This window comes from Pseudonocardia sp. ICBG1142, assembly GCF_020496255.1.
Taxonomy (GTDB): domain Bacteria; phylum Actinomycetota; class Actinomycetes; order Mycobacteriales; family Pseudonocardiaceae; genus Pseudonocardia.
In genome coordinates this window covers 618,613-642,703 of record NZ_JAHLJC010000031.1, presented here as the reverse complement: position 1 = coordinate 642,703, position 24,091 = coordinate 618,613, and the positions used below count along the sequence as shown (strand labels likewise).

General features: G+C 73.1%; 27 protein-coding genes and 2 pseudogenes. 13 read left to right on the top strand and 16 right to left on the bottom strand.

Annotation, left to right across the window (positions count from 1 at the left end; all coding sequences use genetic code 11):
* Positions 1-759 (bottom strand): DNA polymerase ligase N-terminal domain-containing protein, encoded by a 759-nt coding sequence (locus KPL59_RS27200; protein ID WP_226362454.1) that lies wholly within the window; start codon positions 757-759, stop codon positions 1-3.
* Positions 760-872: 113 nt separating this feature from the next.
* Here KPL59_RS27200 and KPL59_RS27195 point away from each other — a divergent pair, with 113 nt between their 5' ends.
* Positions 873-1,100, top strand: a complete 228-nt coding sequence (locus tag KPL59_RS27195) for a DUF3072 domain-containing protein (protein ID WP_226353347.1) — start codon at positions 873-875, stop codon at positions 1,098-1,100.
* 10 nt (positions 1,101-1,110) lie between these two features.
* On the opposite strand, the gene KPL59_RS27190 is transcribed toward KPL59_RS27195, so the two are convergent.
* Entirely contained in the window at positions 1,111-1,503 is a 393-nt protein-coding gene (locus tag KPL59_RS27190) for a VOC family protein (protein ID WP_226353346.1), read from the bottom strand.
* Between the two features lie 220 nt (positions 1,504-1,723).
* On the opposite strand from KPL59_RS27190, the gene KPL59_RS27185 reads away from it, so the two are divergent.
* The gene (locus KPL59_RS27185) at positions 1,724-1,948 is read left to right on the top strand and encodes a hypothetical protein (RefSeq protein ID WP_226362453.1); all 225 of its coding nucleotides are present in this window, start codon (positions 1,724-1,726) and stop codon (positions 1,946-1,948) included.
* A 119-nt stretch (positions 1,949-2,067) separates the two neighbouring features.
* On the opposite strand, the gene KPL59_RS27180 is transcribed toward KPL59_RS27185, so the two are convergent.
* Both KPL59_RS27180 and KPL59_RS27175 read right to left on the bottom strand, forming a co-directional pair.
* The gene (locus KPL59_RS27180) at positions 2,068-2,886 is read right to left on the bottom strand and encodes a metallophosphoesterase (protein WP_226362452.1); all 819 of its coding nucleotides are present in this window, start codon (positions 2,884-2,886) and stop codon (positions 2,068-2,070) included.
* Positions 2,887-3,214: 328 nt separating this feature from the next.
* Positions 3,215-3,979 carry a transposase gene (locus KPL59_RS27175; protein ID WP_226359656.1) on the bottom strand — a complete coding sequence of 255 codons (765 nt, stop codon included), beginning with the start codon at positions 3,977-3,979 and terminating at the stop codon, positions 3,215-3,217.
* A 129-nt stretch (positions 3,980-4,108) separates the two neighbouring features.
* On the opposite strand from KPL59_RS27175, the pseudogene KPL59_RS37855 reads away from it, so the two are divergent.
* The 3 genes and pseudogenes from KPL59_RS37855 to serA form a co-directional block, all read left to right on the top strand.
* Positions 4,109-4,378, top strand: a pseudogene (locus KPL59_RS37855) (alpha/beta fold hydrolase); the annotation flags it as partial.
* On the top strand, positions 4,342-4,758 hold the full coding sequence (locus KPL59_RS37850; RefSeq protein ID WP_374111672.1) for an alpha/beta fold hydrolase: 417 nt from the start codon (positions 4,342-4,344) through the stop codon (positions 4,756-4,758). The pseudogene KPL59_RS37855 and the gene KPL59_RS37850, both read left to right, overlap by 37 nt.
* A gap of 177 nt (positions 4,759-4,935) precedes the next feature.
* Positions 4,936-6,135, top strand: a complete 1,200-nt coding sequence (gene serA / locus KPL59_RS27160) for a phosphoglycerate dehydrogenase (RefSeq protein WP_226362451.1) — start codon at positions 4,936-4,938, stop codon at positions 6,133-6,135.
* A gap of 3 nt (positions 6,136-6,138) precedes the next feature.
* Here the strand turns inward: serA and KPL59_RS27155 are convergent, their stop codons facing one another.
* Together KPL59_RS27155 and KPL59_RS27150 are read right to left on the bottom strand one after the other, a co-directional pair.
* Positions 6,139-6,618, bottom strand: a complete 480-nt coding sequence (locus KPL59_RS27155) for a hypothetical protein (protein WP_226362450.1) — start codon at positions 6,616-6,618, stop codon at positions 6,139-6,141.
* Between the two features lie 190 nt (positions 6,619-6,808).
* The gene (locus KPL59_RS27150; RefSeq protein ID WP_226362449.1) at positions 6,809-7,285 is read right to left on the bottom strand and encodes a GNAT family N-acetyltransferase; all 477 of its coding nucleotides are present in this window, start codon (positions 7,283-7,285) and stop codon (positions 6,809-6,811) included.
* Between the two features lie 145 nt (positions 7,286-7,430).
* On the opposite strand from KPL59_RS27150, the gene KPL59_RS27145 reads away from it, so the two are divergent.
* Together KPL59_RS27145 and KPL59_RS27140 are read left to right on the top strand one after the other, a co-directional pair.
* The gene (locus tag KPL59_RS27145; RefSeq protein WP_226353337.1) at positions 7,431-7,583 is read left to right on the top strand and encodes a hypothetical protein; all 153 of its coding nucleotides are present in this window, start codon (positions 7,431-7,433) and stop codon (positions 7,581-7,583) included.
* Positions 7,584-7,648: 65 nt separating this feature from the next.
* The gene (locus tag KPL59_RS27140; RefSeq protein WP_308187960.1) at positions 7,649-8,155 is read left to right on the top strand and encodes an Lsr2 family protein; all 507 of its coding nucleotides are present in this window, start codon (positions 7,649-7,651) and stop codon (positions 8,153-8,155) included.
* Positions 8,156-8,192: 37 nt separating this feature from the next.
* Here the strand turns inward: KPL59_RS27140 and KPL59_RS27135 are convergent, their stop codons facing one another.
* Together KPL59_RS27135 and KPL59_RS27130 are read right to left on the bottom strand one after the other, a co-directional pair.
* Positions 8,193-11,609, bottom strand: a complete 3,417-nt coding sequence (locus tag KPL59_RS27135) for an arabinosyltransferase domain-containing protein (RefSeq protein ID WP_226362448.1) — start codon at positions 11,607-11,609, stop codon at positions 8,193-8,195.
* 53 nt (positions 11,610-11,662) lie between these two features.
* Positions 11,663-12,316 (bottom strand): antibiotic biosynthesis monooxygenase, encoded by a 654-nt coding sequence (locus KPL59_RS27130; RefSeq protein ID WP_226353336.1) that lies wholly within the window; start codon positions 12,314-12,316, stop codon positions 11,663-11,665.
* A gap of 153 nt (positions 12,317-12,469) precedes the next feature.
* Here KPL59_RS27130 and KPL59_RS27125 point away from each other — a divergent pair, with 153 nt between their 5' ends.
* Positions 12,470-12,925 (top strand): GNAT family N-acetyltransferase, encoded by a 456-nt coding sequence (locus KPL59_RS27125; protein WP_226362447.1) that lies wholly within the window; start codon positions 12,470-12,472, stop codon positions 12,923-12,925.
* 694 nt (positions 12,926-13,619) lie between these two features.
* On the opposite strand, the gene KPL59_RS27120 is transcribed toward KPL59_RS27125, so the two are convergent.
* A complete protein-coding gene (locus tag KPL59_RS27120; protein ID WP_226362446.1) occupies positions 13,620-14,225 on the bottom strand; it encodes a TetR family transcriptional regulator in 606 nt (201 codons plus the stop codon).
* An 83-nt stretch (positions 14,226-14,308) separates the two neighbouring features.
* Between KPL59_RS27120 and KPL59_RS37845 the strand changes: the two are divergent.
* From KPL59_RS37845 to KPL59_RS27095, 5 genes and pseudogenes are all read left to right on the top strand, one after another.
* Positions 14,309-14,569: pseudogene (locus tag KPL59_RS37845) on the top strand (alcohol dehydrogenase catalytic domain-containing protein); the annotation flags it as partial.
* Between the two features lie 484 nt (positions 14,570-15,053).
* Positions 15,054-15,260, top strand: a complete 207-nt coding sequence (locus tag KPL59_RS27110; RefSeq protein WP_226362445.1) for a zinc-binding dehydrogenase — start codon at positions 15,054-15,056, stop codon at positions 15,258-15,260.
* Between the two features lie 416 nt (positions 15,261-15,676).
* Positions 15,677-16,108, top strand: coding sequence for a hypothetical protein (locus KPL59_RS27105; protein ID WP_226353332.1), 432 nt, complete (start codon positions 15,677-15,679; stop codon positions 16,106-16,108).
* 97 nt (positions 16,109-16,205) lie between these two features.
* Complete coding sequence (locus KPL59_RS27100) at positions 16,206-17,159, top strand: triacylglycerol lipase (protein ID WP_226362444.1); 954 nt, start codon at positions 16,206-16,208, stop codon at positions 17,157-17,159.
* A 17-nt stretch (positions 17,160-17,176) separates the two neighbouring features.
* Entirely contained in the window at positions 17,177-17,845 is a 669-nt protein-coding gene (locus KPL59_RS27095; RefSeq protein ID WP_226362443.1) for a pentapeptide repeat-containing protein, read from the top strand.
* A 7-nt stretch (positions 17,846-17,852) separates the two neighbouring features.
* Here the strand turns inward: KPL59_RS27095 and KPL59_RS27090 are convergent, their stop codons facing one another.
* From KPL59_RS27090 to KPL59_RS27060, 7 genes are all read right to left on the bottom strand, one after another.
* The gene (locus KPL59_RS27090) at positions 17,853-18,479 is read right to left on the bottom strand and encodes a hypothetical protein (protein ID WP_226362442.1); all 627 of its coding nucleotides are present in this window, start codon (positions 18,477-18,479) and stop codon (positions 17,853-17,855) included.
* 120 nt (positions 18,480-18,599) lie between these two features.
* Entirely contained in the window at positions 18,600-19,412 is an 813-nt protein-coding gene (locus tag KPL59_RS27085) for a hypothetical protein (RefSeq protein WP_226362441.1), read from the bottom strand.
* Positions 19,413-19,551: 139 nt separating this feature from the next.
* The gene (locus KPL59_RS27080) at positions 19,552-20,550 is read right to left on the bottom strand and encodes a hypothetical protein (RefSeq protein ID WP_226353327.1); all 999 of its coding nucleotides are present in this window, start codon (positions 20,548-20,550) and stop codon (positions 19,552-19,554) included.
* Between the two features lie 104 nt (positions 20,551-20,654).
* Positions 20,655-21,626 carry a biotin-dependent carboxyltransferase family protein gene (locus KPL59_RS27075; RefSeq protein ID WP_226362440.1) on the bottom strand — a complete coding sequence of 324 codons (972 nt, stop codon included), beginning with the start codon at positions 21,624-21,626 and terminating at the stop codon, positions 20,655-20,657.
* Complete coding sequence (locus KPL59_RS27070) at positions 21,623-22,495, bottom strand: allophanate hydrolase subunit 1 (protein ID WP_226362439.1); 873 nt, start codon at positions 22,493-22,495, stop codon at positions 21,623-21,625. The genes KPL59_RS27075 and KPL59_RS27070 overlap by 4 nt, the downstream gene beginning before the upstream one ends.
* Positions 22,492-23,844: an acetyl/propionyl/methylcrotonyl-CoA carboxylase subunit alpha gene (locus KPL59_RS27065; protein ID WP_226362438.1), complete on the bottom strand. Its 1,353-nt coding sequence runs from the start codon at positions 23,842-23,844 to the stop codon at positions 22,492-22,494. Before KPL59_RS27065 ends, KPL59_RS27070 begins: the two co-directional genes overlap by 4 nt.
* Entirely contained in the window at positions 23,841-24,086 is a 246-nt protein-coding gene (locus KPL59_RS27060) for an acetyl-CoA carboxylase (protein ID WP_020625095.1), read from the bottom strand. The genes KPL59_RS27065 and KPL59_RS27060 overlap by 4 nt, the downstream gene beginning before the upstream one ends.
* Between the last annotated feature and the right edge of the window lie 5 nt (positions 24,087-24,091).

The following is a 24,091-nucleotide window of genomic DNA, read 5'->3' as shown; positions in this document are numbered from 1 at the left end:
TCACAGCTCGCCCCGGTCGGTCAGCTCGGCGTCGAGCAGGTGCCCACCGGCGCCCAGCACGGGCCCCAGGCCCCGCAGCGCGCCCGGCGGGTCGAACGCCTCCCCGGGGCGACCCTCGTCGTCCACCGGGCGCAGGGTCAGCCGGCCGCCGTCGGACCGCACCAGCACCCGCCGGCCACCGAACACCGGGCGGACCGTCCAGCCGTCCCCGCTCGGCAGGCGGTCGGCGAACCGGGGGACGGCCAGGACGATGTCGTGGGGGAGCGGGTCGCCGCCGGCGCCCATGCCGTCGGGCTGGTCCCGGGTGCGGCGCAGCAGCCAGCCGTCCTTCCGCCCCCCGGAACTCCGGTGCAGCAGCACGAACCGGCCGCGGGCCCGCTCGCCGTGCAGGACGAACGCGATCTCACGGTCGTCCCACTTCTCGGTGTCGTAGCGACCCTGGTCCCAGATCGCCATCCGGCCGCCGCCGTACTCGCCGCGCGGGATCTCCCCGGAGAACTCCAGGTACTCCAGGGGGTGGTCCTCGGTGCGCACCGCCATCCGGACGGTCTCGGAGTCCTCCGGCAGCCCCTTGGGCACCGCCCACGACGCCAGGACACCGTCACGTTCGAGCCGCAGGTCCCAGTGCAGCGCCGTCGCGTGGTGCTCCTGGACGACGAACCGGTCGCCGACGGCGCCCGGCGGGCCGGAGTCGTGCTCGGGCACCGGCTCCGGCGTGCGCCGCGGGTCGCGCCGGCGGCGGTACTCGTCCAGGGGCACGACGGCAGCGTAGTGACCGGCACCGACACCGGCCGGGTTCCCGTTATGACAGTTCCGGTGACGGCGGGACGGCTCGACGTGCGGGGAGTGGTGGTCGAAGATATGTTCGACACATGACCAACGACCACAGCACCGACGCCATCGACCCCGGTACGGCCGAGAAGGACCCCGCCGACTGGACGACCGGCGACGAGCCGATGACCGGCCCGCAGCGGTCGTACCTGGAGACGCTGCTGCAGCAGGCCGGGCAGGACGCCCCGGACGATCTCGACGGGCTCACCAAGGCCGAGGCGTCGAAGCGGATCGACGAGCTGCAGGACGCCACCGGCCGCGGGAACTGACACCGTCCGCTCAGGGCGCGACGAGCTCCACCTCGAAGCCCTCGGCGTTCTCCAGGAACAGCGCGGTGTGGTCCGGGCCGCCGGCGTGCGGGTAGGTCTCGCCGAACAGCTCGGACCACCCGTGCGCTGCGCAGTCCGCCCGCAGCGCGTCGAGCCGGGCGCGACCGGGCACGGTCAGGGCCAGATGGTTCAGGCCCGGCCGCATGCGGTCGTGCACGCCGTGGACGGCGGGCGACTGCTCCAGGACTACGTACACGCCCGACGGATGGGTCCAGATCCGTCCGTGGTCCCAGTCGTCGCCACGCAGGGTCCAGCCGAGCCCGGTGAGGGGCCAGTGGAACGACGGCGCCGTCCCGGCGAGGTCCCGGGTCCAGAGTTCGAGATGATGGATGGCGGCAGTCACCGGGGCATCTTAGTGCTGAGCCGATAATGCACGTTATGACAGTTCGAGTGCTGCGAGGAGGGTCCGCGATCCACCCCGGCGCCCCGTCGCCCGATCTGCTAGGACTGCCATGGCGCCGGCGAGCGCGCCCCGTTCCGGCAGGCGTTCGTGGGTGGCGTCGGCACGGCCGCCCTGGTGTCCAGCCGGTGCCCGGCGTGCCATGGACCGGGAAGGCGGGCGCGTGATGCTCTCGGAGTGGTGGATCGTCGCCGCGGCAGTGGTCGGCGTCGTTGCCGTGCTGTCGATCGGCGAGTTGATCATTCGCAGGCGGCGACAGGCGCGGGTGGCGGGTCTCCAGGCGAGGGTCGACCGCCTTCGCGAGGAGCTGGCCGAAGCCGTGGAGAAGGTCGAGGACGACGCGCAGCAGCAGGCGCCCGACGCCCGGAAAGCGATGGGCGGCGAGTAGCACGACAGCGGCCCCGCCAGGAGAACCGGCACCGTGGTCGCCCTCAACCAGGACAAGGGCCTGCTCCCGGAGTTCCTGGATCTGCGCTACGTCAACGCCTTCCTGTACGAGCGGGCCGCCTACTCCCGAGGCGAGACCTGCTCCTGCGGCGACGACCGACACCTCACCAACCTTGAGCCTGCTGCGTGTCGGTCATCGCCCGGTGCGAACGTGGTGAGCGCCTCCGCATCGCTGGCGGCGGCACGAACGAAGTAGTCAACCCAGTCCTGCCGGTCGGGGAAGGTCGACTCCCCGACGATCTGGGCGCACGCTGCGTCGACGTCGACGATGGTTCGCCGCATCGAGACTCCTCCGGCGCGCAGTAGCACCCAGTGTCCGCCCGAACGGCCGTATGGCATGCCCACGCTGCCAGGGTTGATCACCTGCCGCCGATCGACCAACCTGACGAACGGCATGTGGGTATGACCGCACACAACTGTCCGGACCGAGTCGGCTAGTCCGGCGAATGCTTCGGCCCACCGCTCGAGGCGAGTGTCAACGAGAACGACCTCGTCGTCGGCGCGCGGTGTTCCGTGGCAGAAGGTCACTGGCCCGAATCCCTCGATCTCCAGCGTGATCGGGTGCGGCAGTCCGGCCAACAGGTCGATGTGCTCGGGCGAGAGCTGCTCGGCAGCCCACGTCGTCACCGCGTCCGGGACATCGAGTTGCTCACCCCGCGCGAGCGCGACCAGCTCACGATCGGCGTTGCCGCGCACGAGAACGACCCGCTCCCCCAGCGCCGAGAGTCGGTCGAGCACGTCGACCGGTTGAGGACCAGAGGCATGGTCGCCGGTGACGACCACGAGGTCGGCAGCCCTCACCTCCGGCTCGGCCAGCACGGCATCGAGCATGGGCAGGACCCCATGGACATCGGACAAGACCGCCACGGTGTTCAACACACCATCGATCCTGGCACTCAGCGCGCCGTTCAGAGTCAGCCTTCAGCGAACGCGACCATGCGGGGCTGAAATCCTGTCCAGGAGCGCCGAACATCGACGATTCGAATACTGTTGGTGCCTCTGCAGAACCTTGCTACTGGAATGTGCGCTTCAGATGAGCAGTCGGGCAGTAGACCGGATCGCGACGGCACACGACGGAGCCCGTATCGGATTCGATGACGCAGGAACAGGGGATCCGGTAGTGCTACTGGCAGGGCAGGCGAACTCTCGCCGATGGTGGGATCCAGTCAGGTCCGACTTCTCCGTTCGGAGGCTTATTCAGGCTCCGTCAGGTAAGTGTGTAGAAGATGAGTCCGATGACTGCCGAGATTGTCGTTTTAAATGTGGCGTAGGGCCGCCGGTAGTCTGTGTGGAGAACTTTCCACGTTTTGATATGGGCGATGACTCGTTCGATGGTGGCGCGTGTGTGGTTGAGGCTCTTGTTGAATGTTTTTTGCCAGTTGAGAAGTTCCCGGCCGGGTGGTTTTTTGAACGGGGTGAGCATGCCGCGCCCGATGTATCCTTTATCGCCGATCGGGGGGTATGTGGCGAGGTGGTCGAGGGCGCCGGATTGGTCGAGGCAATATAGGTCGTGTCGGGAGCCTGGGGTCGGGTCGGAGATCCACGACAGCTGCCCTTCCAGGGTGGCTGCGACCTGGACGACGACGCCGGTGGTGCGATGCTTGCCCGACCACAGACCCGGCACCGCGGCCCATGACCAGCAGGGCAGCAAGGTTCCATCGATGATGTACTGCCGATCGGCACGAAGCTCCTCTGCCGTCGGAACGACACTCCGCAGCGCCTGTGCCAGCAACGGTGTCACCCCCGTGATCGCTCGACTAACCGTCGACTGCGACACCCCATAGGTTTCCGCCAACTCCCACTGCACACGATTCCCGCGCAGATACGCCAACGTGATCACCACCGACCAGAACAACCCCAGAACCGGCGGCCAAGACAAACGTGCCTCCGTCGCGTCCCGCTGATCCTGCTCATACACTATAGCGACAAGATCCTGAATTTCATCACGCCGGAAACCAGTGGTATAGTACATACTGCGGCAGCCCGTTCATCTCGGATTGATTCGGCAAACCAATATTCGCGATGGACGGGCTGTCGCCCAACCCGACACGCCGGGCTAGATCGTTATTTCACGGGGCCTGAATAAGCCTCTCGGTACGCAACGATCGCGGTCGATTATCTAGGGACCGGGAGGAGTGATAGTCCCCGTGCTGCGGAGTGGAGTACCCGTCGGTTCGCCAGGGACGTAGTAGCTGTCCTGGACGAGATCGGTGTACCGCGAGCCCACGTGTACGGGACGTCCATGGGGGGCGTGTCGCACAGTGGTTTGCCGTGGATCTCCCTGACAGAGTTGGTGCCCTCGTCCTGGGCTGCACAACGGCAGGTGGGGCGGGGATGGTCCCGCCGGAGCCAGACGATCTTGGTGTCTTAGGTGGTCACTCCGAGGCCGCTCGTGAGGCGTTGGCGGATCTCATGGTCGCCCCGTGCTGGAAGCAGTCGCATCCAGCCCCTCTGGCGGTGCTCGGTGACCCCAGCATGACGGGCTACGCTCGACGGGCTCACAGGCGGGCCAGCCAGCAGCACAATACGTGGTTGGAGCTGCCTTCGTTGGACGCACCGACACTGGTACTACACGGGACGGCTGACCAGCTCACTCCGGTGGAGAACGGCGTCCGCCTCGCCGGCCGGATTCCCGGTGCCCATCTGACGCTGTTCGACGGCGCCCGGCATGCGTACTTCCTCGAACGCAGGGAAGAAGCGAGCGTTGCAGTAGTGGACTTTCTCGACTCGCACTCAGACGCTCTCGATTGAGTCCTCTCCGGCCCCGTCCCGATCACGACCCAGGTGCGTCGAAGAGGCCCGTTCGCCGGCGGAGGGCGGTGGAGGTGGCTGCGCCGGGCCTCCCGTTCCACTCCCGTGACGACTCCGGAACGCCCCGCTCCCCGGCCCCGATACCCCCGCGCCCACCCGGCGTCCTAGGTTGGACACGTGAAGGTCCTGCTGCTGGAAAACATCCACCCCGGCGCCGCCGAGGCGTTCCGACGCGACGGCTTCGAGGTCGAGACCCGACCCGGGTCACTCAGCGGCGACGAACTGCGCGAGGCGCTCGACGGTGTGCAGCTGCTCGGCATCCGCTCCAACACCACGATCACCGCCGAGGTGCTCGACGCCGCGAAGGATCTGCTCGCCGTCGGCTGCTTCTGCATCGGCACGAACCAGGTCGACCTCGCCGCGGCCGCCGAGCGCGGCATCGCGGTGTTCAACGCGCCGTACTCCAACACGCGCAGCGTCGTCGAGCTGGTCATCGGCGAGATCGTCGTCCTGGCGCGGCGGTTGACCGAGAAGACCCAGCGGATGCACGAGGGCGTCTGGGACAAGTCGGCCAAGGGTGCCCACGAGATCCGCGGCCGCACCCTGGGCATCGTCGGGTACGGCAACATCGGCACCCAGCTGTCCAACATGGCCGAGGCCATCGGCCTGCAGGTCGTGTTCTACGACACCGCCGACCGGCTCGCCCACGGCAACGCCCGGCGGATGCCGAGCCTGGACGCCCTGCTGGCCGAGTCCGACGTCGTCTCCATCCACGTCGACGGCCGCCCCGGCAACGCCGGTCTGTTCGGCGCCGAGCAGTTCGCCCGGATGAAGCCCCGCTCGATGTTCATCAACGCCTCGCGCGGCATGGTCATCGACGAGCTGGCGCTGCGGGAGAACATCCTGTCCGGGCACATCGCGGGTGTCGCCGTCGACGTGTTCCCGGTCGAGCCCAAGGCCCAGGGTGACCGGTTCGACTCGCCGTTGCGCGGCCTGGACAACGTGATCCTCACTCCGCACATCGGCGGATCCACCCAGGAGGCGCAGGAGGGCATCGGGGCGTTCGTCTCGCGCAAGCTGCTCGACTTCGTGCAACTGGGCGCCACTCCCCTGTCGGTCAACCTGCCCAATGTCAGCGCCCCGAACCCGCCCGGGGTGTTCCGGACCGCCTACCTGCACACGAGCACCCCGGGCGTGCTCGCCGACATCAACCGGCTGCTGGCCGACGCCGGCGTCAACATCGTCGGGCAGGCGCTGTCCACGGGTGGCGACCTCGGCTACGTGCTGACCGACACCGACCAGGTCCTGCCCGAGGACGTGCTGTCGGCGCTCCGCCGGGCCGCGCAGACCGTCTGGCTGCGCTCCTTCCGGCTCTGAGGCTCACGCACAGGCGTTCGCGCCGTATGCCTCGACGTCGGAGGGGTGCATCGGCCCGTGCACCCCGTGGAAGACGACGAACTCGACGCCGGTCGGGCGGTGGAACAACCCGCCCGTCCGGCGTCGGTACACCAGCGGAGCGCAGCGGTACCCGAACACGGCCCGTGCCCAGCCTTCGGCCTCGCCGCGCGCCAGCGGCTCCGACCCGGTGACGGCGAGCTCCCAGATCCCCACACCGGCCGCCGGGGAGCTCGTGTCCGGCGCGGTCGAGGCCACCAGCGTCAGCTCGCCGGCCCCCCGCATCGCCGGGACGACGGTCCGCACACTGTGCCAGTCGGGCACCGGCTGCGGGTAGGGGTAGGCCAGCAGTCCCGCGCGCAGCGCGGTGACCGGTCCCCCGTGTCGTTCGTGGATCAGCTGTGCCAGATCCACCGAACGCTTGCGGCGCAGGTCGGCGTTGACCAGACGCGCTTCGACCGTCATTCCCGTGGCCCTCATTCCCGTCCCCGCGCCCCGGGGACGGACCTCCGGCGCTGAGGCGGCGCGGTGGGGCCCGACGCCCGGGTGGGAGGACCCTCGAACGGTCCGGCGTCGGCACCGTGTTCTACGGCTCGTAGAGCATTCTAGATCACATCTCGCAGCCGGGCGAGAGCGGGATCACATGATGGTCCGATCACACCTCGCGCCGGTAATGCGCGCTCAACGGATCGACCGGGTAGTCGGCGAACGGCGGGCAGCGGACGAACCCGAAACGCTCGTAGAGCCGCCGGGCCGGGGCCCAGTACTCCCCCGAGCCCGTCTCCAGGTACACCGCCCGGTGTCCGCGTTCGCGCGCCGCGTCGAGCAGTCGGGTCAGCACCGCGGCGCCCACACCGCGACCGCGGGCGTGCTCGGCCGTCCGCATGGACTTGATCTCCGCGGCCGGGTGCTCGGGCACCGACCCGGCCGCCAACGTGCTCAGCGCGCCGCAGCCGAGCAGGGCGTCGTCGTCGTCGCGGGCGACCCACAGGGTCACCCCGGGCCCGCGGAGCCCGTCGAGGTCCAGGGCGTGTGTGCTCTCCGGCGGCCCCTGGGTGTGCATGTCGGCGACGTGCCCGGCGAGGAACCCCTGGACCTCCGCCCCGGACAGGTCGTCGGTGTCGATCTCCATGTGTACCGTCCCCGTCCTCCCCCGGCCGGCCCTGCTCAAGAATTGCTCAAATACCGCGCCGACCCATTCGACGCGCTCCTATCGTCGGTGCATCGCACTTTCACCGGCGGCGGGTGGCCGCGTACCGACCGGCGAGGAGAACATCGTGAGCGCAGTCGTCGCAGTAGTGCTGGTCATTGTCCTGATCGCCCTCGCCGTCCTGATCGGGACGCTCCGCGAGGTGCGCCCGACCAGGCCGAGCATCGTCCGGTCGCGCGAGGTCCGGCGTTCCGCCCGACCGGGCGCCCACGGTTCCTGAAGCCTCGTCGTTATGCTTCCGGCGACCCCGGGTGAATCCGGGACGGCGAACCGGGAGGAACTGCAGTGGCGAAGGTCGAGACGATCCGGCTGGTCGACGACATCACCGGCGGCGACGCCGCCGAGACCGTCGATTTCGGGCTCGACGGTCGCCGGTTCGAGATCGACCTGACCGCGGACAACGCCGCGGCGCTGCGGGAGGCGCTCGCGCCGTTCCTCGGGGTCGCGCGCGCCGCGGGGTCCCCACGCACCGGACGCAATGCGGGAGTGCCCGCGCAGACCGCCCGACGCAGCGGTGCGAGCGGCTCGGACACCGCGACCCGCGAGCACAACCGAGCCGTGCGCGCCTGGGCCCGGGAGAACGGCTGGACGCTGTCCGAGCGGGGCCGCATCCCGTCCGAGGTCGTCGAGGCCCACCGGCGGGCCCAGGACGGCGGCGCGGCGAGCACCGCCACGCCGGCGCCCGCTGCCGAGGCCGTCCCGGAGGCGACCCCCGAGGCCGAGACCCGGGCCGAGGCGCCCGCGAAGCGCAGGAAGCCCTCCGCGGCACCCGCGGTCGAGTTCAGCGGCTGATCCCGCTCCCCCGGGCCCCCGACGGCCCGGGGGCCCGTCACCGGCTCGGCGACGGGATGCCCGGCGGCGGCGCCGGCAGCGGACCGGAGCTGTAGAGCCCGGAGCGGTCGACGTCGCGACGTTCCAGGGTCGGCGCGACCGCGTTCGGCCGGTACGGCTGGATCGCCTGCACCTTCCCCCAGTCCCGGCCGGGGTCGCCCTCGAGGTAGGTGGGCAGCTCCGTCTGCTTGCCGATCACGGTGATCCAGCCCAGCGGGCCGCCGGCCTGCGGGGACGACCAGCCCTCGCCGTCGCCGCGCATCTGGCTGCCGTCGGCCTGCAACCGGTAGGCCGGGACCTCGGCGATCCCGCCGGAGGTCCGGAACGGGCGCAGGCAGGGGCTGGCCAGCGACACCGGGTACTCCAGGAACATCGGCTGGTTGCCCACGACCTGCGGCAGCGGTGCCAGCTGCGGCGCGCGCAGCGGTGCGACCGCCAGCCACCCGTCCGCCCCGAGCGAGTTGTCCTGCACGACCATCCGGACCTCGGTCGCCGCGCGGGCGGTCTCGGGCAGGTCGAACCGCAGCTCGCGCCACGGCATCTCCTCCACCCGCCCGTCGTCGAGGGTGGTCTGCTCGACCACGCGGACCCGCCCGTCGGACAGCCGCGTCGCGTACTGGATGGTCAGCCGGTTCCCGTTGACCAGGCGCCCGGCCGCGGTCACGACCAACGGCGTGCTGCCGGCGCGCTGTTCGGCGGTGAGCAGCACCCAGGGGGTGCGCAGGGTGCCGGTGTTGCGGTCGCCGTGGGGCAGGTAGCTGCCGAACGCCGGCGCCGCGTCGCTGCCCAGGCCGCCGGACAGCACGTACTCGAACCCGGACGCCCCCGTCCCGCCGCCGGTCGGCGGGATGCCGTTGCGGACGAAGCCGCTGCCCCCGCTGTTCGGGTCGAGCAGCTGGGCGTCGGGGCTGTTCGCCGGGACGACACCCGGCGGCAGCGGCGCCGGGGTCGCGGTCGGCTCCCCCGGCGGGGGCGGCGGGGCGACGGTCGGCAGCAGCCCGGAGCGGGCCGGTGCGGCCATCCCGGTCGGTTCCGGGGCGGGGGGCAGCACACCGTCGACGGGCCGGCGCTCGGCGAACACCTGGCTGGCGAGCCCGCAGGACCCGCCGAACGGGTGCGACAGCGCGTCGGCGCCCATCGTCCAGGTGCCGGAGCGGTCCTGGATCGCCGAGACCATCGACCACACGTTGAACGTGACGAGCAGCCCGCACAGCACCGCCAGCGGCGCGGAGGTGAGCCGCAGGCGCCGGGTCGCCCGCAGCGCCGAGGACGCGTCGCGGCGCCAGTCCCGGGCCCGGACCCAGCGGGCCACCAGCGGAATCCGGCCCAGCGTCCGTTCGACGCCGGCGAGCTGGTCGGGGTGCCGCTGCTCGCGGATGCCGCGCAGGTGCTCGACCCCGGCGCCCGCGGCCAACAGCAGCGCGACGAGCAGCAGGATCGTGGAGAGCTCGTAGCCGGCGACCGTGACCTGCTCACCGGCCCACGGCACGCCCCAGTTGTTGGTGTACCACCACAGGTTCGGCCCGGCCGCGGACAGCGCCGCCACCAGGAACACCGCGGACAGGAACGCGAGCCGGTTGCGCAGCGAGCGCAGGACGTCCGAGCCGGTGGCGATCGCGGCCAGCGCCACCATGCCGGAACCCAGACCGACGAGATCGCCGAAGTGGTGGGTCCACTTCGTCGGGGTCAACGCGAAGATCAGCAGCGCGATCACGGTGCTGCCGATGAGGCGCTGGGCGGGCCCGAGCGCGGCGCCCGGGATGCGGTTGCGCCGGATCAGCACGACCACGCAGGCCAGCAGACACAGGATGACCAGCAGGATCGGGAACCGGCGGGCGATGGAGCCGTCCGCGAGCCCCTCGAACAACGGCGCGTAGCGCTGGGCGATCTCGGTGTACCAGGGCCAGTCCGGCCCGATGTCGGACCGCAGCCGCGTGGAGTCGATCACCGCTGCCCAACTCTGGTCGGCCCAGGCGATCATCAGGATGGCGGTGCTCGAGGCCAGCAGCGGCGCCAGCACCGGTACCGCGCCGACGGTCCGGATCCGGGCCGCGAGCAGGTGCCACAGCGGGCGCACACCGGCGATGAACGGCGCGATCGCGATCAGCCCCGCCGGGTTCGCCCCGACCGCCATCGAGGCAGCGAACAGGCCGAGCGCGATCGGGAGCAGCCGCTGCAGCGCCAGCGCCCGCTCCACGCAGACCAGCGCCAGCAGCGAGCACACGACGACGACCGGCTCGGGACGCAGCCCGGAGTTGTAGGCCATCCAGAACGCCAGGAACACCATCCCCGCGGCCCAGGTGGCGGCGCGGGAGCGGCGGGCCTGACGGCCCAGGCGCGGCAGCAGCCCGCGGGAGACCAGCCACCAGGCCATGATCCCCATCAGCACCGAGGGCAGCCGCAGCCAGAGCAGCGAGTCCGAGACCCGCACCCACAGCGCGTAGAGGTCGTAGAACCAGCCGAACGGCGCCTCCGCGGCGTCGTACCAGCGGTAGTAGTTGCCGACGTAGCCCGAGGTCGGGACGTCGCGCACGATGCCGAGGGTGAACCCGTCGTCGGAGGTCTGGCCCCCGATCGCGGCCCACCCGACCAGCACGACGGTGACGATCAGGTCGATCGGTCGCGGCCGGGCGCGGGACCACCAGCGACGCAGCCGCGGCGGCCACCGGCCGGCGAGACCGCCGATGGCGTCGCGGCCGGCTCGGTGCGGGCTGCGCCCCAGGTGCCGGTCGACCCCGGCCAGCGCGAGCAGCGAGCCCAGCAACGCCACCGCGGCGACCGCGGTGGCGGCGGTCTTCCACACCGAGGGGCTGGTGTCGAAGCGGGTGTCCGGGGTGATCCGGACCGCGGTGCCCGTGGTCGGGTCGAGCTCGGTGTCCAGGTCGGAGTAGATCCCCACGACCTGCGGCCGCAGGTCCCCCTCGAACGTCTGCGCCCCGGCACCCAGGTCGATCGTCGTCGACGTGCCCTCGGAGGTGATCCGGACCTCCGACGGGCCGGCCCGCAGCGGCGCCGTGGCGAGCTGCTGGCCGCGGTCGACCAGCGCGAGCTGGCCGTCGGCGACGGTCAGGACCATCCCGGAGCGTGCGCCCTCCGGCGACTCCGGCGGGACGGTGGACAGCACCGTGGCGGTGCCGTCGGTGCGGTCGTCGAGGCTGCGGATCGTGTCGGCGGGGACGACCACCGACATCGTCTCCGGGCGCAGCGCGACCAGCGGCGAGTTGACGTCGGCGGTGCCGGTGGCGGCCGACGGCCAGACGATCGTGGTCGTGTGCTGCACCACGGGCAGGAAGGGCACCGCGACGGCGAGCACGAACGCCAGGAGGCCGAGCCGGCCCGCCCAGCGCAGGCGTCGACGGTCGCGGAGCGTGTCGACCGGAGCCGGCGCGGCGACCGTCGCTTCGGAGGTGAGCACCGAACGACGGTAGCGGCCTCGCTCCGCGTGATCCGGGGAGCCCCCAGGGGTGATCAGCCCACCGGGACGTGGTGCCGGTCGCGGAACCGACGGCCCTGCAGCCACCACCCCAGAACCCGGGTGATCCAGGGCAGCATCACGTACACCATGATCGGGGTCAGGACGATCGTCGTCACCGCCAGCCGCGGCACGACGGGCCAGTCCGCGATCAGCGCACCGAGGGTCACCGTGGCGAGCAGGTTCATCGGGAAGAAGACGAGCCAGATCGTCGTCGCCTGCTTCCAGCGCGGCGGGGTGATCTGGGGCGGGCCCGCGGTCTCGACCGCGGCGGGCTGGTCGAACCAGCCCTCGATGCCGGTGCGGCGCTCGGCCCGGGTCATCTCGGCCAGGCCCTGGGCGGAGCCGAGCCACCAGCGGCGCTCCGGGCTGGCCTCCCATCGCCCGAGTGACTCCGGGGAGTCGAAGCGGGCCAGCATGTGCCACTCGTCGGAGCCGTCGCGGCTGCGGACCCAGCCGCCGCCGAGGAAGCCGGGGAACCCTTCGGCCATGAGCAGGCCGGCGCGGATCCAGGCCGTCATCTCCGCGGCGTGACCGGGATCGGCGCGACGGGTGAACGAGACCGTGACGGGGTCGCCGCCGGCCGGTGCGGGAGCGGACGCGGCGGCGGGGGTGGTGCCGTCGGCCCGGTCGTGGGTGTCGGTGGACATGCCGGCCATGGTGACCGCTCCCCCGGCGGACGCCCAGTCCGGCCGCACGACATCACTCCGGGACACTCTCCGGGCAGCCTGCTCCCCGCAGGCTGCTCCCCCGTCGTTCCGTGCCGTGTCGTCCTGTGTCGTTCCGTGTCGAGAGGTCCCACCGTGCCCACACCCGTCCTGCGCCGGGCCACGGCCCGTGACGTCCCCGCCGTCGTCGCGCTGCTGGCCGACGACCCGCTCGGCGCCGCTCGCGAGACCCCGGACGACCTGGCTCCCTACCTCGCCGCGTTCGCCGAGGTCGACGGCGACCCCCGGCACCTGCTCCTGGTCGCCGACGACGAGGGCACGGTGGTCGGGACCCTGCAGCTCACGCTGCTCCCGGGGCTGGCCCGCCGGGGCGCGCTGCGGGCCCGGATCGAGGCCGTCCGGGTGGCCGCGTCCCGGCGCGGCGACGGCCTCGGGGCGACCATGGTCCGGTACGCCGTCGACGAGGCCCGCCGTCGTGGCGCGGTGCTCGTCCAGCTCACCTCCGACCGGTCCCGGACCGACGCCCACCGGTTCTACGAGCGGCTCGGGTTCACCCGGACCCACGACGGGTTCAGCCTCTCCCTGATCTGATCGCTGCTCCTCCGGCGAGCGGCGGGCTCGGTGGTCGAGGGGGGTTCTGTGTCGTTGTTTCGCTGACGATGAGAACGCGTCAATGATTCATTGCCTGCAGAGGAGGAGCCCTGGTCCGGTGGACCGAGCCGTAGCCGACAACCGGGACTCGGTCACGTCACGGGACGACAACCGACGTCTGGATGGGCCGGCTCCCCCTCGCGCCCGGCGGACGTTGTGGCGTACCGGTCTGTCCCACGGCGCATCCCGCCGGTAGCGAGGGATGAGAGAGCGCCGCGGGGGCTGCGGCAACGACAAAGCTCCTACCGACCCGGCGGCAACCCGGGGCCCCGTACAGCGCCGTTCAGGGCGTCCTGAACGGCTCCTGGACCGTCCGGCACCACACGGCGGCACTCGGGCCACCGGGCGCGCCGAGCGCACCGCTACGGGCCTCCGGTGCCGGCCCCCGCTCCCCCGCCGACCGGCTCGGGTCCACCCGGCCCCATCACGGGCTCGGTCTCTCCTGGCCCGAGTACCGCCTCCCTGCCCTGGGCGTCGTCCTGGCAGGTCGGTGGTCGTCGTGTGGATGACCATCAGAAGGTGTCAACGCTACATTGACATAGAGAGGCAGAGGCCGAGATCCCGCCGCCGAGCGGGCGGTGGACCGGCTCCGGCGGTGGTCGAGGATCGCGCCGGCTCCTCCGCAGCGGAGGTGTTACGACGATCCGGGACCTCCGTCCTCGGCCGGCCCGGGGGACGTCCGAGGCGGTGCCGCCATCGCCGTACGCAGCTCGGCGGTGGCCTCGGCCATGAGCTCGGCGAGTGTGGCGTCCTCCTCGGCCAGCCAGCGGGAGACGGCTCGCCGGTGGATCGCCAGGACCACATCGACGAGGAAGCGCGCCGTACCGGGGTCGCCACCCCGGCGTTCGAGAGCCGGGGCCAGTGCCTCCGCGATGTCGGCGAGCTTGATCAGATCGCGCTCGGCCAGCGCCGGGTTGGCCGCGATCACCCTCCCGCGGCGCCGGAGGTACCCGCGCGGGCGGAGAAGGCCCTCGGCGCTCCCCAGTGCGGACAGGAGCACGTCGATCGGCGCCAGACCGGGGTCGGCCGCCTCCACCTGCTCGACGAGGTGCGCCTCGATCTCCCCGCCGGCGAAGAGGACCTCCCGCTTGTCGGGGAAGTAGCGGTAGAACGAGCGCTCCTTGAGGCCTGCGGCGTCCGCGATCTGCGCGACCGAGGTGCGGTCGAACCCGTGGGTCTCGAACAGGTCCAGGGCCGCGCGTTCGAGCCGGCCCTGTGCGTCGGATTCCCAGCGCGGCATACCCGCCAGGATACGACAACAGACACTGTCGTCGCCTGCTACCGTTGGCGACAACAGGTGCTGTCATCACTGAGGGGACCGTCATGAGAGCTCTGCAGTTCCACAGGTTCGGCTCCCCGAACGTGATCGTGCTCGCGGAGGTAGCCCGGCCCGAGCCGGGCCCCGGCCGCATCCGGATCTCCGTGCAGGCCTGCGGGCTGACACCGGCCGACTGGCACCTGGCGGACGGTCTGCTCGCCGACGTCCTCCCGGTTCTGCCCCGTGGCCTCGGCCTGGAGGTGGCGGGCACCGTCGATGCGCTCGGCCCGGGAGTCCACGACGTCCGCATCGGAGACCGTGTGTTCGGCCCGGCCTGCTTCGACGGTCCGACGGCCGGCGCCGCCGAGTACGCGCTCATGCCGGCCTGGGCACCCGTTCCCGAGGGGGTCACCGCCGAGCAGGCCGCCGCGCTGCCGGTGGCGGCCGAGACCGCGTGGCGTGCGCTCGACGACCTCGGTGTCCGGCCGGGCGAGCTGCTACTCGTCCACGGCGCGGGCACCACCGTGGGTGAGACGGCCGTGCGCCTCGCACGGCACCGGGGTGTGCGGGTGATCGCCACCGCCGGGCCGACCCGGACTGCCGCCCTGGAACAGGTCGGTGCCCGGGTCACGCCCTACGGGGAGGGAATGGTCGCGCGCGTCCGCCGGCTGGCCCGGGGACCGGTGGACCGCGCGCTGGACGCCACGCCGACCGGGGGGGCGGATAGACCGCGCCGACCGGCCCAGCCCGGCAGGCGGCTCGCTGCCGGCCCTGATCGAGCTGACCGGGGTCGCCGACCGCGTCCTCACCGTGTCGGACTTCGCCGCCGCATCCGAGCTGGGCGTCCGGACCAGTACCACGATGCGCTACGACCGGATGGACGGGATCGCCCGGCTCGCGGGCGAGGGCGTCCTGGCCGTGCCGGTCGCCGGCACCTACACCTTCGACCGCGTCCAGGAGGCGGCCTCGCTCAGCCTGTCCCGCCGAACCGGCGGCAAGCTCGTGCTCGTCCCGTGACCGCCCCGTCCACGCGCTAGGTCGCGACCACCCCGGCCGGCTCGGGCGCTCCGCCCGTGTCCTTCGGCGGGGCGACTCCCCCGCCCGACGCCGTGCACGGAGCCGTACGGGGCACCTCAGGGCGATACAGAACCTCCCCGGCGGCGCCCGCCGGGGACCCGGGTCCGGTGACCCCGGGTGTGGCCTCGCCGTGCCGGCGCCGGTCGTGCCCGCCCCTCCCCTGTCGTCCGGCCCGGACCGTGTCCCGGCGACCCGCCGACCGTGCGGCCGGGCGTGGCCGCGGTTCCCTCCACCACCACGACGGCCGGCCCCGATCCGACGGGGCGGCCGTGTCGCCGTGGCCGTCGGTTCCCCGGCGACACGCCGGGGTCGCCCAACGGTTGACCTCAGGTACGCGTCAATGAACCATTGACTTCATGAGGTACGAGGAAGCGCAGCGCTGGCTGGAACGGGCCGATCCGTCGATCGCGAAACGCCGGGAGTCGATCACCCAGCAGCTGGACGGGATGAAGGAGCGCGCCGCCGACGGCGTCCTCACCCACGACGGGGCCGCCGCCTGGTACGCCCTGGTGCAGGAGATGCGCCGGCTGGCCGACTACTACGAGCGCGACCTGATCCGCACCCTGCGGGCCGGGGGCATGACGTGGAAGGAGGTCGCCGACGCCGTGCAGGCCCAGCTGTCGAGCCGCCAGGCGGCGCAGGCGAAGTGGAAGCGCCTGGTGGATCCGACCCGGCGGACCACCAACGGCAACATGCGCCGCGGCGGACGACCGCGCCAGGACCAGGTCCCCCGGCAGGACACGGCCACAGAGCCGAACGGGCGTGCCGACCCGGATCGGACGGAGTAGCCGCTCCTCCCCCGGACGGCCCTGTCGGGTGACGGTCAGCAACCTCCCCTCGGTGTGGTCGTTGATCCGGTGACGACGGCACCCGAGGAGGCGGCTCGTGACTGGACAGGGCATCGATCGGCGCAGGTGGGCGGCGGTCGTCTCGATCGCGGTGGCGGTCTGCACGGTCGGCCTCGCGCTGGTGCCCCCGGCCCAGGCGGCGCCACAGCCCGCACCGGTCGCCTCGCTGACCGACCTGCTCGACCCGCCCCCGCCCGGGTCGAACGACTGGAACTGCCGGCCGTCAGCGGCGCACCCGAACCCGGTCGTGCTCACGCACGGCCTACTGGCCAACCAGGGCAACAACTGGAGCTACATGGCCCCCCGGTTGGCGGAGCGCGGCTACTGCGTGTTCTCGCTGACCTATGGCCGCAACCCCCTCGCACCGCCGCCGCTGACCCAGGTCGGAGGCCTGGCGCCGATGGAGGACAGCGCCGCCGAGCTCGCCGCGTTCGTCGACCGGGTCCGCAGCGCCACCGGAGCGGCGAAGGTCGACATCGTCGGGCACTCCGAAGGCTCGCTGATGCCGAACTACTACGTCCGGTTCCTCGGCGGTGCCGACAAGGTCGAGCGCTACGTCGGCATGACCCCGCTGTGGGACGGCACGACCGTCGCAGGCCTGGACTTCCTCAACCGCACCGGCCAGCAGCTGGGCCTCGGCCCGGCCGTCGGCCTCGTCCTGGACCCGCTGTGCGTGTCCTGCCGGCAGTTCCTGCGCGGCTCGGACTTCCTGGAGCGGATGAACTCCGACGGCGGGCCGCGCGCCGACGGCGTCGACTACACCATGATCCTCACCCGCTACGACGAGCTGGTCGTCCCCTACACCTCGGGCCTGATGGACGGGGCGCACAACATCGTCCTGCAGGACGGGTGCCCGACCGACCTCGCCGAGCACGGCGCCGTCGCGTTCGACCCGGTCGCTCTCCAGCATGTGTTCAACGCCCTGGATCCGGAGCACCCGCGCCCGGTGCAGTGCCTTCCGGTGGGCCCGGACGCCCCCACCGCACGCTGACCTGCCAGGCTGTCGCCGTGGTGGCGGTGACGACGGAGGCCGAGCTCGTCGCGGCGGCTCGTGCCGGTGGCGAGGTGGACGCGCCGCGCCTGGACGAGGCCGACCTGCGCGAGACCGACCTCGCCGGGCTGGTCCTGCGGGGCGGCTCGCTCGCGGGCGCCGACCTGCGCGGTGTGCGGTTGGACCGGGCACGGATCTCCGGCACCTCGTTGGCGGGCGCCGACCTGCGCGAGGCCGACCTGACCGACGCCGTGCTGAGCGGGGTGGACCTGTCCGGGGCCCGGCTGGCCGGGGCGACCCTCGGCGACACCCGGTTCACCGGCTGCCGGATGATCGGCACGGTCCTGCGCGGTCTGCGGGGGCTGACGGCCTCGTTCGTGCTGGACGACTGCTCGCTGCAGCTGGCGGACGTGCGTGACGTCGCGATGCGCGGGCTGCGGGTCGCCGACTGCGACCTCTCCGAGGCCGACCTGTCGGGCGCCGACCTGCGCGACGTCCGGTTCGAGCGGTGCCGGCTGCGCGGCACGGTGCTGCGTTCGACCCGCCTCGACGGTGCCGACCTACGGAGCTGCGACCTCGGCGAGGTCACCCCGGACACCCCCCGCGAGCTGCGCGGGGCGATCGTCTCCCCCACCCAGGCGAGCGCGATCTGCGCGGCGCTGGGGCTGACGGTGCTCGAGCCGTAGATCCGGGTCAGCCGACGGAACGGTCGACGCCGCCGCGGCGCATCGCGTCGTCGATCTGCCCGGCGATCCACGGGTCGTCGTCGCACTCCGGCCCGGCGGCGGTGAGCTGACCGAGCCGGACGACGTCCGCTGCACGGCAGAGCGGTGAGCTGCCGACGCCGTCGGCGGTGTGGTCGTCGAGGAGCACCGGACGCGACGAATCCGCGAGCCGGTCCTGACGGGCCGCCTCGTCACGGTGGTAGGCGGCGAGCTCGGCGGCCCCGGCGGCGCGGGCCGCCTCGGCCCGCGCCCGTGCCTGGTCACGGAGCTCGGCGGCCACGGTGCTGACCCGGGCCGAGGTCTGTGCGTCGGCTGCGCGGGTGGCGGCGTCGCGGGCACCGCCGACGGCGTCCAGCACGATCTCGCCGCGTCCGGGGACGGCGACCGGCTCGGCCGCATCGGTGGCTCCGCCGTTCGCGCCGTTCGCGCCGTTCGTGACGGCGGCGGTGGGAGTGGGGGTGACGTTCCGGGCCGGGTCCGTGCCGTCGGCGCCGGCGAGGGCGGCGGCCAGGCCGGCGCCGCCGACCAGTGGGACCGTGCCGAACAGGGCCAGGCGGCCGGGCGTGGTGCGTGGACGTCGATGCCGTCCGCTCATCGTGATCGCCTCCTGCCCTGTCGGTAGCCGGAGCCGGAGGGGCTCAAACCTCCCTCGCCCCGTCGGGTGCCAGCGGTGCCGGGTGTCAGCGGGGCACGGTCACGAACCGGACGACACGGCTCACGACGCCTCGGTGCGCGGGGCGCCCCCGGTCGGTGCCGGGGCCGAGGTACCGGTCGGCGCGGGGGCCGCGCTCCCGGACTCGTCGGGCCCGGTGCTGCTCGGCGGGGCCGGGGCGGTGCTCGGGGCAGGCGGGGTCGTGGGGGCCTCGGTCGGCGGCACGGCAGCGCGGCGGCGTGCGTCGGCCTGCTCCCGGGCCCGCTGCTCCTCCGCGCGCCGCTCGGCGGCACGGCGCTCCTGCGCGGCGATCTCCGCGGCCCGGCGCTCGTCGGCGAGCCGCCGTTCCTCGGCGATGCGGGCCGTCGCCGCCCGTACCGCCCCGTCGGCGACGGCGGCCGCGCGCGTCTCGCGGGCCGCGACCGGCACCGTGGTGGGCGTCCCGGTGGGCACCGCGGTGGGCACCGTGGTGGACGTGACCCCGGTGCCGGAGCCGTACCAGCGCGACGGCACGGGGAGCGACGAGGCGTCGTCGGCGGTCGGGCCGGCGGCGAAGGTCGGCACCGGGACGTGGTCGTCGACCCGCTGGTCCGCGGGGGCGACCCCGCCGAGCACCCCGGTACCGAGGAGTCCGGCGACGGTGACCGCGGCGACCAGCACCGCCGGGACGACCCCCGCCAGGGTGACGCGGAGCCGACGGCGGCCCCGCGCCGGCCGGTCCCGGTCCTCGACCGGTCGTGGCGCCTCGCGCGGGTGGGTGGGTGTCGTCGCGCCCCGGGAGCGGGCCGCGGCGTGCGGCCACGCCGCGGGCCCGACCGCGGCCGGGCCCGGGCTCCTCGGGTCGGCCGAGCCGGGGTGCCGGTGCCGGCCGGTCACGGGGTGGAGCCGCTCGCCGTGCGCATGGGGTGATGGTGACCGGCGGACGGAGGAACGGCCATGCACCGAACGGGTGCGTCGCGGGCGGGTGGCGTCCCGGTGGGGTGGTCTTCGCGCCACCCGGACGGACCGGTCGGACTCAGCCGCCGAGCAGCGACAGGGCGGGGCCGGGCACCCGGACGTCGACGGGCGGGGTCTCGGCGATCCGCAGGCGGAGCAGCGCCCCGTCCGCGGTGCCGGTGCCCGGGTCGGCCGGCGTGACCGCGCCCGGGGAGCCGCCGGAGGAACCGCCGCCGGCCGGGTCGTCGCCGTTCGGGTCGTCGCCGCGCGGGGTGGGCGTGACGGTCTGCGGCTGCGGGGGTGTCGGCCGGGTCGGGGCGGAGAACCCGGTGTCGCGGTCCCGTCCGGAGAGGTCGCCGGGTGCGGTGTCGTCGACCGGAGCCGGGTCGTCCGGTCTGGTGTCGCCGGGTCTGGTGTCGCCGGGACGTGTGGTGTCGTCGGACGGGGAGGTGACGTCGGAGGGCGTCGTGCCGGCCGGAGGGACGTCCCGGCCGGGGTTCGGCGTGGTCCCCGCGCCGGGCTCGCCGGCGAGCGGACCGGGCGCGGTGCGGTCACCGGCCGCACCACCGGCCACGCCGCCTGGGGCTGCCGGGCCGGTACCGGCTGCGCCACCGGTCGTGGAGCGCGGCTCGACAGCGCGCTGTGCCCCGCCGCCGCCGGACCGGGTCGGACCGGCCCCACCGGCGGACGTGGTCGACGATCCGGGCCTCCCGGACCATCCCTGCTCCCCGGACAAGCCCGGCTGCGGGGAGGCCTCGGGTGCGGCGGCGGGGTGTGCGGCGGCAGGGTGTGCGGCGGCCGCGGCGTCGGCGGCCGCCCGTGCCGGTGCCTGCGCGAGCGGAGCCGGGTCGGCCGGCCGCGCCGGTGCGCCCCCGCCTTCCGCCGTGGGACCGGCGGCGAGCGGCGCGGCCGGGCCGGGATCGGTCTGCTCCGCCTGCCCCGCGACCGGCTGCTCGGTCGGCGTCACGGTGACGACGACCGCCGCGGCGAGGGCGACCGCGCCGACCGCGGAGACCGTCACGGCCAGGACCCGCCTGACCAGCCCGGCGCCCGCCGTCCTCCGGTGCCTGCCGCTCATCGCTCGGTCCTCTCCCACGTCCGGTACCGCCCCGCGTCACCGAGCGTCGAGTCTGGACCAGACGGAGCCGCAGGGCCAGCCCGAACGGGTGAGCGGTCGCGGTGTCACCGCTCCAGTGCGCTGTGCATCCGCCCGAGCCGGTCCTTCCGCTCGACCCGTAGCGACAGCGCCGTCTCCAGATCGACCGCGACGAACCGGGTGCGGGTGCGCGGCGCCGACTGGGCGACGACGTCGAGGTCCCCGGAGATCACCGTCGCCACCATCATGTAGCCGCCGCCGGACACCGCGTCGCGGTGCAGCACGATCGGCTCGACCCCGCCCGGGACCTGGATGGAGCCGATCGGGTACGGCGAGTCGACGATGTTCGACGGGTCCTGGCCCGCCCCGAACGGCGGCTCCCGGTCGACGGTCTCCAGCTCGCCGCCGGTGTAGCGGAACCCGATCCGGTCCGCGACCGGGGTCAGCGTCCACGTGGTGTCGAGGAAGGTGGCGCGGCCGCGGTCGGTCAGCCGGTGGTCGTAGAGCCCCATCACGACCCGGACCTCGACGTCCTTGGCGAGAGTGGGGCGCAGGTCCTCGGGCACCACGAGCCCCGCGCGGCCGGCTCCGGTCCCGACGGGCAGGACGTCGCCCTCGGCCAGCGGCCGGCCGTCGAGCCCACCCAGGGCGCCGAGGGCGTAGGTGGCGCGGCTGCCGAGCTTCTCGGGCACGTCGATCCCGCCGGACACCGCCAGGTAGGCGCGTGCGCCGGCCTTGAGGTAGTCGAAGGCCAGCACGTCGCCCTCGACGACGTCGAAGGACTCCCACACCGGACGGGCTTCGCCGTTGACCTTCGGGGCGATCGTCGCACCGGCCACCGCGACCGTCGCCGGCCCGGTGAACGCCAGCTCCGGGCCCATGTAGACGATCTCCAGGGCGGCGGCGTCGTCCGGGTTCCCGACGAGGGCGTTGGCGCAGGTCAGCGAGTACTGGTCGAGCGCGCCCGACGGCGGGATGCCCAGGTGGTAGTAGCCGGAGCGGCCACCGTCCTGCACGGTGGTCGACAGACCGGGCTTGCGGACCTCGATGCGTGTCACGCGAGCACCTCCAGCAGGCGCTTGTTGTAGCCGTCGGGGTCGTCGAGGAAGGGCTGCAGGTCGAACGCGACCGGGCGGGCGGTGATCCGGTACTCCCCCGCCTGGGCCTGCGCCTCCAGCTGGTCGTACTCGTCGCGGTCGATCCCGCGGAACTTGACCATGTCCCCGGGCCGCATGAAGACCATGTGCTCGGCGAAGTCCGGCTTGGTCTGAGTCGGGTCGTAGATCGGGGCCGGGGTGATCCCGAACATCTGGTACCCACCGGCCCCCCGCACCGAGTAGATGCAGGAGAAACAGCCGCCGTAGCCGACCGTCTGCTTCGGGGTGTCGGTCCGCGGACGCAGGTACTTCGGCACGATGATCTGCCGCTCCCGGGGCACCATCTGGTACTTGAACGGCAGACCGGCCACGAACCCGACCATCGAGGTGAACCACGGCGAGCCCGAGTGCGCGGCGATGAACTCCTCCACACCCGAGTAGCCGTTGATCCGGGCCGCGTACTCGATGTCGGTGGCCTCCGGGTCCTGGTGACGGTCCCGGAACCGCAGCAGCGTCTCGGTCGTCCACGGGTCCTGGTAGAGCACCGGGATCTCCACGACCCGGCAGTCCAGGGTGACCCCGAGCGCGTCGCCGACCCGGGCCTCCAGTTCCTTCAGCTGGGAGAGCAGCGCGTGCGGGTCGAGCACGTCGGGGTCGTAGCGCACCTGGTAGGAGGCGTTCGCCGGACAGATCTCCAGGATCCCCTCCGGTCGCTCCTCGCGGAGCAGGTTCGTGATCGCGACGGCCTTGAAGTTGGCCTGCAAACTCATGTCCTCGGCCAGCTCGACGAACACGAACTCGTCACCGCCCCAGCTGTAGCGGGCGCTCATGAGGTCCCCTTCCCTTCGGCCAGCCACTGTTCGAGGGTCCCGGTGTGGAAGTCGGCGTCGGCCACCCACGGCTCACCCGCCAGGGTGCGGAGCAGCCCGGCGGTGGTCGGGATCCCGGCGACGGAGAACTCGTCGAGCGCGCGCCGGGACCGGGCCAGCGCCTCGGTCCGGGCGGCTCCCCACACCACGACCTTCGCCAGCAGCGAGTCGTAGTACGGCGGGACGGTCCCGTCGGGCTCCAGCCAGGTGTCGCAGCGCACCCACGGCCCGGACGGCAGCGTGACCCGTCCGACGCCGCCGGGTTGGGGCAGGAAGTCCCGCTCCGGGTCCTCTGCGCAGACCCGGAACTCGATCGCGTGCCCGCGCCGTTCGACGGCGTCCTGGGTGAACCGCAGCGGCTCCCCCGCGGCGACGCGCAGCTGCTCGGCGACCAGGTCGATGCCGGTGACGAGCTCGGTGGTGGGGTGCTCGACCTGGATGCGCGTGTTCATCTCGATGAAGAAGAACTCGCCCGTGCGGTCGTCGACGAGGAACTCCACGGTGCCGGCCGAGGTGTAGCCGACCTCGCGGCACAGGGCGACCGCCGCGGCCGTCATGGCGTCCCGGGTCGCCTCGGTGATGCCCGGCGACACGGCCTCCTCGACGACCTTCTGCCTGCGGCGCTGCAGCGAGCACTCCCGCTCGAACAGGTGGACGGCGTCCCGGCCGTCGCCGAGGACCTGCACCTCGACGTGCCGGGCGCGCTCGACGAACCGCTCCAGGTACATGGTGCCGTCGCCGAACGCCTTCTCCGCCTCGGTCGAGGCCTGCCCGAAGGCGGTGCGCAGCTCCTCGGCGTCGGCGACGACCCGGATGCCCCGGCCCCCGCCGCCGGCGGCGGCCTTGAGCATCACCGGGTAGCCGACCTCCTCGGCGGCGGCGACCGCGGCGTCGGCGTCGTCGACCCCGCCGGGGGTGCCGGGCACGGTCGGGACCCCCGCGGCGCGGGCGACCTCCCGGGCGGCGACCTTGTCACCCATCCGCTCGATCGTCGCCGCGTCCGGGCCGACGAAGGTCAGGCCCGCACCGGCGACGGCGGCGGCGAACGACGCCCGCTCGGACAGGAACCCGTAGCCGGGGTGGACCGCGTCCGCGCCGGTCTCCTTCGCCGCGGCGAGGATCGCGTCGGCCACCAGGTAGGACTTCGACGCGGGCGAGGGCCCGATCGCGACGGCGGTGTCGGCCAGGCGCACGTGCAGGGCGTCGGCGTCGGCCTTGGAGTGCACGGCGACGGTGCCGATGCCCAGGTCCCGGGCTGCCCGGATGATCCGGACGGCGATCTCGCCGCGGTTCGCGACGAGCAGCCTCATGCGGTCTCCACCACCGCCACGGGCTGGCCGGCGTCCACCTCGTCCTCGTCACCGACCAGGAACTCGACGACGGTGCCGGTGGCGCCCGCCGGGATCTGGTGGAAGGACTTCATGACCTCGACCAGGCCGATCGCCTGGTCGTCGGTGACGGCGGCACCGTCCTCGGCGAACGGCGGGCTGCCGGGGTCGGGGCGGCGGTAGAACACGCCGGGGATCGGGGAGACGACCTCGTGTCGGGGCACTGCGG